Raw genomic sequence first — 12981 nt, 5'->3', positions numbered from 1 at the left:
CGCGTAGAAGAAGAACCAGGCGTTAACTTAATTCGGCCTCATATCCGGGTATTGCTTGAGGTTGCAAAAGACCGGGATTTCATTGCCTGCAGGTAACTCAAGCAACAGCGAGGAAAAGGTGGCACCCATGCCGACGCTGACCAGCATCACTTTGGCGCCGGGAGCAAGCTGTTGCCCACGAATGAGTGCGGCCAGATTGAGGTAGGGGTCCGCACCGAAACAATGGCCATAGCGGGGAACATTCTGCAAAAAAACCTTTGTGCGGGGGATGGCGAGTGCATCGGCGATTTTCTGCCAGGACGACAGGTTGACATTGTGTGGGGCTATCCAGTCCAGAGCGTCCAGGGCGCAGTCGAAATGCTGCGCTGCACCGCGCATGGCATTGCTGACAAACGCGAAATAGGCATCGGCGAATTCCGGGTTGGTTCTCGGCTCATTCCCCTTGTGTTGACTGAACTGGCCGGCCTGCTCGCTGTGCCGGGCAATGACCCTGGCGCGGTCTCCCGACCGACCGAGCAGCACGGCACAGCCGGCTTCGCCCATGATGGTGGTGTCATCCAGCAACTCTACCTTCGGGTGGAAGGCTTTTTCGCCGATCAGCAGCAGGGCGTATTCCCCGTCCTTGAGGCGGCTGCACAGATACTCCACGCCCGACAACGAGGTCGCACAGTGGCCCATCGTCAGGCTGCCGTACTCGGTGTCATGGGCAAACCCGCATGCGTCGAGCACGGCCCTGCCGGTCTCGTGAAACGGTCGCAGGGTCGGCACGGTATGCGCATGCACCACATGCCGGATGCGCGCGACGACGTCAGGATGAGTGGCGACGAATTGTTCCAGGAGCTGGCGCATCAGGTCATCCACCGTGCCGGGATGACGGGGGAAGCTCTCCAGGCCGTAGAAGCGTGAAAACATCCTGACATCCAGCGCGGTCAAACCAAGAGTGAGGCCGACCTCGGCCAGTGACTTGCGCTGCTCGGGAATGTGAATGGTGATGGATTCAATATGCCCCAACATGGGTGTTCCCTTTTTCATGGTCGGCGTTTTTCGCGCCGAGAAACCCGGCCAGCGCCTGCTGGGTACGCTGATGCGAGAGAATCCCCAGGTGGCCAGTATTTTCGATGATATGCAGCTGGCTATCGGGCAACTGAGCATGGATTTGCCTGGCGTCGGCAGGGTTGATTCTTTGGTCTTGCGTGCCGTGCAAGATGAGTGCGCGCGCCCCGCGGAAGGTGTACGGGTGTGCGGTCTGCAAGTCGGCGGGCATGGGGTAGCGGTTTTGGTAATAGCTACCGAGCAGTGGCAGGTAATGTTCGTCTGCCTTGAGCAACGCCAGGTAATGCTGCAACAGGCTCGACAGTGAAGCCGGGGCTGAAAGCAGCGCCACGCGGTTGAGGATAAAACCCTGCCAGTGGGCCATCGCCGTGATGATCCCGCCGGCCGAATGGGCAACCACGGTATCGAACGGACCGTATCGGGTCTGCATTGCCAACAGTAACGAGCACTGACCGGGCAAATCGCAATTGGCCGGCGCGTGGGGGTCATGGCCCAGCAGGAAGGGTGTGTAGACCGTGTATCCCTGGGCCTGCAGCACTGCTTGCAGGTCAGACATCATCATCGGATGACCACCCCAGCCGTGCAGCAACAGCGCGCTTTTGGCCTGTGGGTCGTGGTTTTCCTCTATCAGCACCCGGCTGCGGTATTCGCCGCAGGTGACCACCTCGGTCTTCATGGTCGCCAGCTGTCGCGACTCAGCCGGACGCATCGGCAGCGGGGTGGGTTTGGCCAGGCGCTCGATCAGTGAAGCAAACTGGGTATCCATTGCTTCCCCCTATGCTTGTGCAGAAAAGATCAGATAGTGCAGCGTCGCCAGCTGGGGCGCGGAATCACCACTCAGGCGCTGCAGCGGGTCATACAGATACAGCAGGCGTTGCCCGGGTTGAAGCAGGGTGCTTGCCAGCGAACCGGCGTATTGCGGATCAAATTGCCCACTGCATATGCCCCACATTTCGATGAAGCCCGGGCATTGGGAAATCAGGCTTTGCAGCAGGGGAGTCGCACCGCGCGCCGCCGGGTGAAGGCTGTCGTAAACCAACTGTGTCGGATACGGCTCACTGATGACGCTGCGGCACAGGTCCACAGCGGCCTTTGCGTGCAGGCGTTCGCCGCAATCGATCTGTGGCCAGTGTTGATACCAGCGCGCCCGGGTCGGTAGCTCCCGGGTGGCAATAAAGTGCCGGCTGTCCGGCGTGATGGCGTCACAGGTACTGACGATATTCAGTTGACCCTGCACGAGAGGGGCGATAGTCATCGGCACTCCTGGCTGGCTTGTCGGGGAGAAAAACTCTGGTTCAGTCGGTGGATCTGTCGTGTGCCTTCGGTGTATTCAAAGGCTTTTACATCACGAAATGCCTGCCACAGGGCTGCCGGTACAGGCTGAGTGTCTACGGGGAAAGCATGGATCAGCAGGCTGACAATTTCATCGGCGAGGATCACACAGGCGGTTTTCACCATGCCGGGGCTTTTCCCCGGACTTTGCTCTTCATCTGCTTGCTGACAGACCATCGCCGCCTCACGGTAAGCGGCATACCAGCGACGCTTCATTTGCGACAGCCATTGTGACTGTGCCGGGGTCGGCGTGACGCAGGCTTGCCACTCGTGCAATGCGCGTCGCGCCACACCCAGCGCCAGAGCGCCGACACAGGGGCGCAGCGCATCGAACGTAGCCATCGCCGACTGCGCAAAACGCTGGGTCGGTTTCAAGTGCTGCCCGAGCAAATCCGCTGCCGGGATAAACAGGTTGTCGAACTGCATCAACGCCAGGTTTGCACCGTCAAGCCCGGTCAGCGCCAAGCGATGGCGGGTGATGGCCGGGTCTTGTGGCGAAAACAGAAAAGCATTGATCCCCAATTGCCCCGGTGCGGTACGCGCAAACAACACACCGGTTTCGGCGATGACTCCGTTACCGATAAACATCTTGCGCCCGGAGATAAGGTACCCGCCGTCAACCGGTGTCGCCGTGGTCTGCATGGCCCCGGCATCGCTTCCCTGTGAGGGTTCGGTCATCGCAAAGCAGGACCAGCACAATGCCCGTTGGAACTGGCCGAAAAAGGCATCCTGCTGCTGTTCGTTGCCCAGCCCGGCAACGACATAGGCCGCCATGCTCGGCCCGGGCGCGCTGAATATCAGCGCCGGGGAGACGAAGCCGATCTGTTCGTAGAGTTCATAGCGTGCGGCCAGGCTGATCACCTGACGGCTTGGCGGTACCTGGTACCGTTGCGGCAAGCCGAGAGAGTTCAGCGTCGGGGCGAATGACCACTGCCCCATGATCTGCCGTGTGTCGCCGAAGTTGCGCAGTTGGTCAGCAATCTGCTGGGCGTCTGCGCCCAACGGGCACGACTGCCCGGCGAACGCGTCATCGTAGAGTTGACTCATAGCGGGCCTGACATGATTTCAATAACCCCGGCATCAGGGTGATAGAGGTGGCTGGAGCGGTGGTTGCTGTCAAAGGCGTTGAACGGGCGCGTCAGTACGATCCAGCCGGCGCTCTTCATGACTTTGAATTGCTCGTCAAAGTCATCGACTTCAAAGCAGATATGGTAGGGCAGCGACGACTTGCCGGATTTGGCCAACAACTCGCGCAAGGGGAGATTGTTTTCCAGCGGTTCGACCAACTCTATCTGGCTGTGCCCTTCAACAGTTTCCAGCAGGGTGATGAACACTTTTTGTGCGGCAACATATTCTTTGTATCGGACGATAACCGGGAAAAACGGTTTAACCGCGACAGCCGTTGCGTCGCTGTCGCCAACCACATAACCGATATGACTAAAACGCATCGCGACGCCCTTATCCTTGGGGGAAAACGATTTACGCCGGCGCCTGTCCGGCGCCGGTGCATGGGGTGATGTGTATTTTCGCCGTGGTGGCGGGAAGTTTTTTATATGTGCTTGCAGATGGCCATCAGCTTAGGGCCAGCGGCTCTTTGTGCTGATCCACCAGTTGTTGGCGGTCGATCTTTCCATGCAGCGTCACGGGGAAGGTCTGACAAAAGAACATGGATTTGGGGATCATGTAAGGCGGTAACTGTTCTGCCAGGAACTGGCGCAGTGCGGCGCGGTGGGTTGCACTGTCCTCGCGCAATTGAATAAAAAGTTGCAGGTCGATGACCTTGCCTTCTTCCTTGATCGGCACCGCGCAACACTGGGTGACCCCCACATAGCGGCACACACTGCTTTCAATTTCAGCCAGCTCGATTCGGTTGCCGTTCAGTTTCAGTTGGCCGTCATCCCGGCCGTGGATAAACAGGGATTGTTCTTCATCCACAAACCCCCGGTCACCGGAGGCGTAGTACCGTCCGAACTCGTCATGGCTGAATGCACTGTTACGCGGGTCGTCCTCAGGCAGGTAGCCCAGCGCGACTTGCGGGCCGTATAAAAGCACCTCGCCTATTTCGCCTGGCGGCAGACTTTGACCATCGGCATCCACGATCCTGACCCCGGTCAACCCGCAGGCTTTGCCAAGGGACAGCAGGCCTGAGATGTGCTCGGGCGGATGGCCAAGCTCGAAGGTATGGGTCATGCCGGTGGTCTCGGTCGGGCCATAACCGTGCATCACCTCCAGGCCCGGGAAGCGCGCCTGCAACTGGGTCACCAACCCCAGCGAGGCGCGCTCGCCGGCCATAAAGAAGCGCTTCAGATCCGGAAACTGCTCCCCGCTGAACAAGGGGTCCTTCAACATCAAATCGACAAAGCTCGGTGTGGAAAACCAACTGGTGACCGGGTTTTGCGGATAGCGCGACATCAGGCGGATATTTTGCCGCGGCAGCATGTTGTGGCGGTGATCCAGCATCAGCAAGGCTCTGCCCTCGCACAGCACCGGGAAAAGATCCAGCAAGCCCATGTCGAAGGAGAAGCAGGCATGGCTCACATGGCATCCGTGTGCGATACCGTCGCGGATCATCGGGCTGTACCAGGTCGAGAATGCGGCGAAGTTCTCATAGCTGACGACGACGCCCTTCGGTTCACCGGTACTGCCCGAAGTGGGGAGAATATAAAAGGCTGGCTGGGTCAATTCAGGTTCGAGTGGCAGTGATGCCGGGTCGCCATTTTCCAGGGTCGATGTCACCCATTGTGGCCAGCGGTCCAGACCCTCCAGCTTCTGCGGCGTCGCCGTGAGGATCAGCTCGGCTTGGATCAGCTTGGCAATCTTTTCAATCCGCGGGACGGGGTTGGACTGGTCGGCAAAGCTAAAGCAGCAACCCTGGCTGATACACGCCAGCATGGCTGCCACGGCATCCAGTTGCTTATGGCCGTGAACCAGCACGTTACGGCCTGCCCATGGCGCGAGCACCTGGGCAATCGCGGCGGTGCGCGCACCAAGTTCGGCAAAGCTGTAGGTGCCCTGTTCGTTGATCAAGGCGGTCGCAGTGCTCTGATATTTCAGCCGCTCAAACAGCGGTTTGATTTGCGATGAAAACATGTCTTTCTCCGTTGTCCAAAGCCAGTTGGCGGGCAGCTGAACGATCCAGTTTGCCGTTGTGATTGAGTACGGTGCGGGGGGTGCTGTACCAGTAACGCGGGATTGCCCACGGGGGGAAATGGGCTTGCATGGCGTGGCCAAGTTGTGACAGTTCACAGGTTGCATTGAGGATCACGCAGGCCTGGATCGCTTCTGCGTTGCCCTTGCGCCAATATGGCTCTACCACCACATCGGCGACCAGGTTGCGGTCGCGCAGGAAGCGTTCGATTTCATGCAGGTCAATACGGTGCCCCTGTATCTTGACCTCGCCATCTTCACGCCCCAGGAAGTAATACCAGGTGCCATCAAACAGGCCGATATCACCGGTGGCGTAAGTGGCTTGCCCATCCTGCCGACTGAAACTGGCCTGACGCGCAGGTGCAGCATTGAGATAGCCAGGGCCGACACATTCGCCACTGATCAACAGTTGCCCCCGGCCCGAAGCGTCCATGGGTTGGCCGAGGTGCAGTGCCGCGCCCGGTCTCGCGCGGCCGATCGGCAGGGGCAATGACGAAGCCACCATGTCTGAGGTAATCAACACTTGCGAAGCCGCCACGGTACATTCGGTGGGGCCGTACGTATTGATCACCTCACAGCCTGGAAAACGAGCCCACAACTGGGTGACGATCTCTTTGGGCAACGTCTCGCCGCAGAAGATAAACCGGCGTAACTGCGCCAGTGTTTGCGTATTGAAGGTCGGGTCCAGCAAGTACAGGCGCATCATCGATGGCGTCGATACCCAGCAAGTCAGCTCCATGTGTGCATGCTGGGCAATCATCTTGCGGGTGTTGATCAAGTCTCGATGGTCGAGCACGGACAGTGGTTGCAGAAACTGCCAGGCGAGCCAGATTTCAAACAGGGAGACATCGAAGCAATACCGCACATTTCCCGTGATAGCCCCATCAAGTGGAAAGTCGCTGCGTATCCAGGCCACGAAATCGACCAGATTGGACAGGCTGATCTGAATGCCCTTGGGTTCCCCGGTAGTCCCCGAGGAAAACATGATGTAGGCCAGCGGGATGTCGGTCGCGTTGTCGAACCGCCTGCGGGTGCCGTCCAGTAAATGCCGCAGCGCTGCATGGTCATGGTGCTGCCAGGGCAAGGGGGCGAGGGCAATCACCTTGGCATTGGCGGCGCACAGGGGGAGGGCGTCGGTGTTCAGGATCAAGCTTGCCCCGACCGTACGGGCAATCCGTTCCAGTCGCTCGGGAGCGTTGTCTGACTCCACCGGCACAATCGGACAACCACACAGCAGGCAGGCCCACCAGGCTGCCAGAAAATCGAAGGACTTGTGGCCATAAACCAATACCGGCGCCAGAGGCGTCTCGCTTCGAGGCTGCTGGCGGACTATTTCAATGGCGATATCCTGCGCGCGCTGAGCAAGCGCCGCATAGCTGTACGTCAGTGAGTGGTGGCGCCAGGCAGTATGCGATTGATCCTCAAAGCGCATAAACACCGTTATGAGCTCAGACCAGGCGTCCATTTATGCCGCCCGGCTGGCGAGTTGGAGTTCAATGAAGTTCGACAGGCTGCCCACGGTTTCGAAGTGCTGGAATTCCAGCGTGGCAGGGTCGAGCACCAAGTCCTCGATGCGCTCCTCAAGGTACATGATGAGTTCGATATACAAACCGCTTTCAAATCCCAAGTCGCGCTCCAGGTGAGTCCGGGCACTCAGTTCCGAGAGGTTTGACGTTTCCAGAACCAGCCCGATGGCTTCAATGATGGTTGGCGTATACATGTTGGCTCCCTGTTTGTTGTGTGCTCCCGACGTTCAGGTTGTTTTCCCGGCGCGGCAGGAGGGCGGATAGCTGGCCGCGGTCAACTTTCCCGTTGTTGTTTTTGGGCAATGCTTCACTGAAGTAATAGCGGTGGGGCCGTTTATAGGCTTCGAGATGGGTCTGGCAAAAGGCTTTGAGCAGCGCGGTGTCCAAGGGAGCAACGCATTCGATACAGGCCACGATTTCATCGCCGTAAACCGGATGCGCGACACCGATCACTGCGACCTGCAACACCTCCGGCATACGCTTGAGTACGCCCTCGACTTCCCTGGGGGCGACTTTTTCGCCATTGGTTTTCAGAATGTCATCGTTGCGCGACAGAAAATAAAGCAAGCCCTGCTCATCCAGTCGGCACACGTCGCCGGTATAAAGGACCGATTCGCCGGGCAGGGGGCCTGGCCGCAGCTTCTTCGCGGTCTGCTCAGGGTTGCGCCAGTAACCGCGCATCACGGTTGCGCCACGGATCACCAGCTCACCGGTCGCATTGCTGCGGTGCTCCACGCCGTCTTCGTCCACTACCCATAGTTCGGTATTCGGGATGGCGTAGCCCACGCTGTCTTTATGCTGGGCCAGCAACGCGGGGGGCAGCCAGGTGCAGCGATGGCACTCGGTCAGCCCGTACATGGAAAAAATCTCGGCTTGCGGGAAGAGCGAGGTCAGCAGATCGATATCACTGGAGTGCAGGGCCGCCGCGGTGTTGGTGATTTTGCGCAGGGAGGAGAAGTCATAGCGTTTGGCCAATGGTGCAATGATCGCCAGCAGCGTGGGAACAATCGGCAGGACGGTGGCTTTGTGCTTGACCAGCTGTTTAAGGGCAAAGAGCGGACGGCTGAAATCCTTTTCGATAATCAGCGTTGCGCCCACCTTGGTCGCCATAATCGCTTGATACAGCCCGTAGTCGAAGCTCATGGGGATCGTGCAGAATATCCGGTCGCTGGCCGCCAATTGCAAATAGGTAGCGACAGAGTCCGCGGCGCTCAGCATATTGCGCTGGGTCAACATCACCCCTTTGGGATCGCCCGTAGAACCCGAGGTGTAGATCAGGCAGGCCAGGTCAATATCCAGCGCATCTCGAACGGGCAACGGCATGGCCGGTGCAAGTGCCGCTATTTGTTGCAGGGACAGCAGTGGCGAACCGCTCTCTTGCGCGCCGGGCGCTTGATCAAACAGCACCTGCAGGCCAGGGTTGCCGGGGGCCGCTGCCAGCGCAGTGGCCTGCCCGGCCTGGGCGATCAATAGGTGTGACGCTGCGTTGTCGAGTAACCAGCCGACCCGTGCCAGCGGTGTATCCGGATTCACCGGAACAAACACGGCCTGCAAATATTGCACAGCCCAGAAGCAGACGACGAAATCCACCCCATTGGGCAGCCATACCAATACCCTGTCGCCGCGTTCAACCTGCTGCTGACGCAAGTAGGCGGCGGTATTGAGCACACGTTGATGGAGTGCGGCCCAGGTCACTGCATGCTCACCCTCGATCAGCGCCGTTTTCTCAGGGAACTGGTGTGCAGCCAGCACCAGCCATTGGGTCAAATGGGTTGTGCTCATGTCTCATCCTCATTATTCAATTCAAGAACGATGGCTGCAAAAGTGCCGGCGATGCCGGACGCCACGGCCAGAATGGGGTGAACGGCGATAGCGTTATCGCGGTGCGCCAGCAGGCTTTTCAGGTTGAGGAACGCATCACTGCAAAAGCAATGTCCCAGTTCGTAGAGATGACGACGGTAGATGATGTCCCGGGCAAAACCTGCGCCGTCGGCGATCCTGTCGAAGGTGGGCGGGCTGATGTGGTACGGGATCAGCGTACGCAGCTCTTGAGGGCGCCGTCCTGCGTGCTGCAGCGCGGTGTGCACGGTCTCAAGCATGGTGGGGATAAAGGCGTGATCGTAGGCGTTTTCACTTTCGCGATCCGTCGCGCGCGTACGTGTGCCGTAGGCGGCCAATTGCTGGACGTGCACCGCGCCCACGCACAAGGCGCCGGGCGAGGGATTTACGCTGAGCAAGGTCGCGCAAAATGCTTCGCCGAAATAGCCATTTTGATCGACGTATTGCACGGTTTCGTGGAAGCATTTTTCGCCGGTGATCAATAAGCCACAGACGTCATCCTGCCTGGCTTGAGCCGCAGTGAGTTTAGCGTTGAGAAATTTCAGCCCGACCAGCGCCGATGCGCACGACGCCTGGGAAACAGAGAAAAACTCAAGCTCCGGGCGCCCCAGGAATGTACGCAAGTCGCTGGCCAGGACGGGGACCAGGTCAAAAGGACTGGGGCAATTCAGAGAGTGCGCCCAGGCCACATAGCCAATGCGCCCAAACAGTACCGGGTCACACTCGGCCTTGAACTGTTGCAACAGCCGCATGATCAGGTCAGGCAACGCCTCCCGTTCAAACAGGCTGGCCGACTCCATCCGATGAAAGCGGCCAAAGATCTTGGTGTTGCGCTCACCCCAGGCATATTTCTCCGCCAGGGCGGGCAGGGTGGTGAGGTTAGCGGCGACCAGACTGGTAATTGTATGGATATACATCTCAAGCCCCCGCCACAAAGCCCGCGCAGGTCAGGGAGTTACCCTCCGGCAGCATCAGCAGGATACGGTGGTTGCTCGGCGCGAGTTGTTCCAGCCGGGCCCAGGGGGCGCAGGAGAGTAACGCCTCATCCCAGCTCTCGATGCGATGGGTTGCCAGCAGCCCATGCTCGCGCAACTGTCCGGCAAAACCCGGCGTGGTCAGGATCAGCAGGGGCAGTCGTTCTTCCTCGGACGTGAACATATCCAACGTAACGAGCAGGGCATCCAGTGCCTGGTGCGTGGCCGGAAAAGGGACTTTTCGATAATGTTTAAACGCGATGCTTGCGGGTTGGCCGCCGGTCTGTTCGCCTGGCAGGCTGTGCAACATCACGACGCAGGCGCTGGCCGCGGAATTGAAACGGGCCAGGCTGGGGCTGTCATACATGATGGCATCCTGGTCGGCGATCAGCAGCAGGGCCGTTTTCCCACGGCCGCCACGGTCCCCGTCGTCGAGGTAATCCTCAATAACTTGCAACGCCAGAAACGTACTGCTCAGGCCATGATCGCTGATGGCAATACCAAAGGCGTCGTGGCAACCCGCCTCATGAATAATGGCGTTGGTCACCGAGCATCCGACCTCCACGTCCGGCGTCCAGTGGGTGAGTACCAGCAGATCCAGGTCATTGAGCGGGGCCTGGTTTGCCAGCTCCCCGACCAACTGTGTCAGCATTGTCCTGAACGTCTGGTTTTGTGCGGCATACCAGCGGTAGGCATGAAGGTCCTGGGCCTGACCCGTATGGCCGTGTGAATGAAAAAAGCCGTTGACGAAGTCCTTCACTATTTTCAATTGCCCGTCGTCCACGGCAGGCACATCGTTTTGCCTTTCAAACTGACGCCACAGGATATGAGAAGCCGCAAACTTCAGAGACATGGCGATTCCTTCAGGCGTTGGCCAAAGACAAGCGCTGGCACACCTGGGGGGCCAGCAGGGTGTCTACGCTATCTGCCGTGCGGATCAGATAAGCCTGGTCATTTTCCACAAGCACTTCTGCCGGGTGACCGAAGCTCAAAAAGCCCACTGGCGATGCACTGGCACCATAGGCACCGGAATGCCCGATACCGATCAGATCCCCCGAACGAAGCTCGGCGAGCATGATGTTTTCGCCCAGCAAGTCAGTGGGCGTACACAGGGGACCGGTCACTTGATAGCGATGCTGATCGCTGTGCCGGGATGGGCCAAGACGCGCCATCGGGAAATTTCGACGGATCAAGGAGTTGATGCCAGCGGCACTGCCGTGGCAGTTGGCACCGCCGTCACACACGGCAAACCACTCATCACGGGACGGCTTGAGGTAGTTGACCCGCGTGACAAAGATGCCTGCACGCGCAATCAGGAAGCGGCCCAGCTCAATAACGATTTTGCAGCGTGGAAAACACTGACGGTAGTCGTTCACCACAGGTAGAAGTGCCTCTCCCAGGGCGGCCAGGTCGAGTGCTTTTTCCTTGTCGAAATAGCGCACGCCAAAGCCACCGCCGACATCCACAAAGTCGAAGTCCATGTCATAGGTCTGCTGGAGCGTGGCGGCCAGTGTCAGGATGTTTTGCGTATTGTTGGCCAGGGCCTGCCAGTCAAGAATTCGGGTGCCAAGATAAACATGGATGCCTGCCAGGCGCAGTTGCGCAAGTTGCCCGAGCGTGGCGAATGTCTGCGGCAGCAATTGTTCATCGATACCAAATTGCCGGGGCTTGCCGCTCATCACCAACTTGGCTTTTTCGCCGGTGAAGTCAGGGTTGATGCGCAGGGCAATGCTCTGGGTTACTCCCAGGCCAGCGGCAATATCATTGAGTAGAACCATTTCTTCGATGGATTCGACCACCACGGCTTTAATGCCGGCAAGGCAACATTGCGTCAACTCATTAATATGTTTGCCGGGGCCGACGAAAATAATATCGCCCGGCGCCACGCCTTGGCGTAATGCAATTTCCAGCTCCACCAGGGAACATACTTCGCAGCCCGTCCCGGCCTGATGCAATAGAGCAACCAGCGTTTTATTCGGGTTGGCCTTAAGGGAGTAGAAATAATCTATGCCTTGGGGGAGGGTGCGCTTAAGTTCTGCAAAGTCTGTTTTTATCTGTGTGGCACTGTACGCATAAAAAGGCGTGGGCACTTTATCGGCCAGCAACTGATAGGGTATGTCTTCAATTTTGTCGGTGTGGATATATTGACTATCAGGAGCAAAAGCTGACATGGCTGAATTTTCCGTTTAATAACGACTCGATTCGTTTGATATCTTTAAAGTTGCCGAACAGATCGTCGTCGAGAATATCGAAGAAACTCTCGGAATCACCTGCGGTGTCGTCGACCCGTTCACCAATTGCTGTGATAAGGCCGACTAGATGTATAGAGTCCAACAGCCCCTGCGGGCCGTAGATTTCGGCACCGTGCTCGATGGCCTGTAACTTATCCTGGGCAACACCCAAGTTCTCCAGCGATGAGAGAATGAATGTGCGTGCCGTTTTTGGTGAAAAGCTCATGAATGTCACACCCCTTTAAACGTCGTTAGAGTGATCATATCCGTGGCGGACACTGAAATTTGCTTGAGATTGCAACGCAAATGCGCCCTGAATTCATAGAGCAATCCAGAGAGTGCAGGCGGAGCTTTTGTAAAAGTTCCGCTCTGACACATCATTTAACAAGTGGGCGATGTCATATGTTCATAAGCGGTCCAGCACCATGCTCTGCTGTAGGTTCAAGGACCAATGCTGTGGGAATGTTCATCGATTAATGTTCATGGGAGTAGGCCAACCAAGAGTAAAGCGCGCTCGTAACCCTGAAGCTTCGCCATTGCGCGATCGCGATACACAGGATCTGCGGCGTGAGGTACTCCTACGAACCCGGTGGCCTACGCTCCGTGGTAGTGGAGTCCTTCAATTCCGGGCGCTGGTAACAGCCTGACCTATTTGACGAATAGACTGTCCCGTGGCGGCATTGAGACAGCATGGGGGGCGGGCTCAGAATTGAGCATTGGCATTATTTTGCGATGCTGGGTTGCCCGGCCGCCAGCGAGCACCATTGATGCCCATTTTGCCCGAAAGAAGTAACATCTGAAATACTGCCCCCAGACCATTGAGGGGGAGTCAAAAGGACTGAACCTAGTGGCAGAAACTGCCCCGTCCCAGCGGGACAT

At 58.1% G+C, this 12981-nt stretch carries 13 protein-coding genes; all 13 read right to left on the bottom strand.

The features are described from left to right. Positions 1–27: 27 nt before the first annotated feature. Positions 28–1014: a 3-oxoacyl-[acyl-carrier-protein] synthase III C-terminal domain-containing protein gene (locus tag ACZ9BB_RS09635; protein ID WP_476213562.1), complete on the bottom strand. Its 987-nt coding sequence runs from the start codon at positions 1012–1014 to the stop codon at positions 28–30. Then, the gene (locus tag ACZ9BB_RS09630) at positions 998–1819 is read right to left on the bottom strand and encodes an alpha/beta fold hydrolase (protein ID WP_476213561.1); all 822 of its coding nucleotides are present in this window, start codon (positions 1817–1819) and stop codon (positions 998–1000) included. The genes ACZ9BB_RS09635 and ACZ9BB_RS09630 overlap by 17 nt, the downstream gene beginning before the upstream one ends. A gap of 9 nt (positions 1820–1828) precedes the next feature. Then, entirely contained in the window at positions 1829–2308 is a 480-nt protein-coding gene (locus tag ACZ9BB_RS09625) for a hypothetical protein (RefSeq protein ID WP_476213560.1), read from the bottom strand. Beyond that, positions 2305–3432 carry an acyl-CoA dehydrogenase family protein gene (locus ACZ9BB_RS09620; RefSeq protein WP_476213559.1) on the bottom strand — a complete coding sequence of 376 codons (1128 nt, stop codon included), beginning with the start codon at positions 3430–3432 and terminating at the stop codon, positions 2305–2307. Before ACZ9BB_RS09620 ends, ACZ9BB_RS09625 begins: the two co-directional genes overlap by 4 nt. Further along, positions 3429–3833: a VOC family protein gene (locus ACZ9BB_RS09615; protein ID WP_052963234.1), complete on the bottom strand. Its 405-nt coding sequence runs from the start codon at positions 3831–3833 to the stop codon at positions 3429–3431. The genes ACZ9BB_RS09620 and ACZ9BB_RS09615 overlap by 4 nt, the downstream gene beginning before the upstream one ends. Positions 3834–3957: 124 nt before the next feature. Next, positions 3958–5475 carry an AMP-binding protein gene (locus ACZ9BB_RS09610; protein WP_476213558.1) on the bottom strand — a complete coding sequence of 506 codons (1518 nt, stop codon included), beginning with the start codon at positions 5473–5475 and terminating at the stop codon, positions 3958–3960. Further along, positions 5444–6997, bottom strand: coding sequence for an AMP-binding protein (locus ACZ9BB_RS09605; RefSeq protein ID WP_476213557.1), 1554 nt, complete (start codon positions 6995–6997; stop codon positions 5444–5446). The genes ACZ9BB_RS09610 and ACZ9BB_RS09605 overlap by 32 nt, the downstream gene beginning before the upstream one ends. Further along, positions 6998–7252, bottom strand: coding sequence for a phosphopantetheine-binding protein (locus ACZ9BB_RS09600; protein ID WP_008010488.1), 255 nt, complete (start codon positions 7250–7252; stop codon positions 6998–7000). It lies immediately after the preceding gene. Continuing rightward, a complete protein-coding gene (locus tag ACZ9BB_RS09595) occupies positions 7230–8840 on the bottom strand; it encodes a class I adenylate-forming enzyme family protein (RefSeq protein ID WP_476213556.1) in 1611 nt (536 codons plus the stop codon). Before ACZ9BB_RS09595 ends, ACZ9BB_RS09600 begins: the two co-directional genes overlap by 23 nt. Continuing rightward, positions 8837–9832 (bottom strand): beta-ketoacyl-[acyl-carrier-protein] synthase family protein, encoded by a 996-nt coding sequence (locus ACZ9BB_RS09590; protein WP_476213555.1) that lies wholly within the window; start codon positions 9830–9832, stop codon positions 8837–8839. The genes ACZ9BB_RS09595 and ACZ9BB_RS09590 overlap by 4 nt, the downstream gene beginning before the upstream one ends. Beyond that, on the bottom strand, positions 9816–10724 hold the full coding sequence (locus ACZ9BB_RS09585; RefSeq protein ID WP_476213554.1) for a hypothetical protein: 909 nt from the start codon (positions 10722–10724) through the stop codon (positions 9816–9818). The genes ACZ9BB_RS09590 and ACZ9BB_RS09585 overlap by 17 nt, the downstream gene beginning before the upstream one ends. Before the next feature lie 10 nt (positions 10725–10734). Next, positions 10735–12042 (bottom strand): type III PLP-dependent enzyme domain-containing protein, encoded by a 1308-nt coding sequence (locus ACZ9BB_RS09580; RefSeq protein ID WP_476213553.1) that lies wholly within the window; start codon positions 12040–12042, stop codon positions 10735–10737. Beyond that, the gene (locus ACZ9BB_RS09575) at positions 12023–12328 is read right to left on the bottom strand and encodes a hypothetical protein (RefSeq protein ID WP_476213552.1); all 306 of its coding nucleotides are present in this window, start codon (positions 12326–12328) and stop codon (positions 12023–12025) included. The genes ACZ9BB_RS09580 and ACZ9BB_RS09575 overlap by 20 nt, the downstream gene beginning before the upstream one ends. Positions 12329–12981: the final 653 nt, after the last annotated feature.

Source organism: Pseudomonas sp. TE3552 (assembly GCF_056278945.1).
The sequence above is the reverse complement of the archived record's forward strand: the minus strand, read 5'-3'. Positions and strand labels throughout refer to the sequence as shown.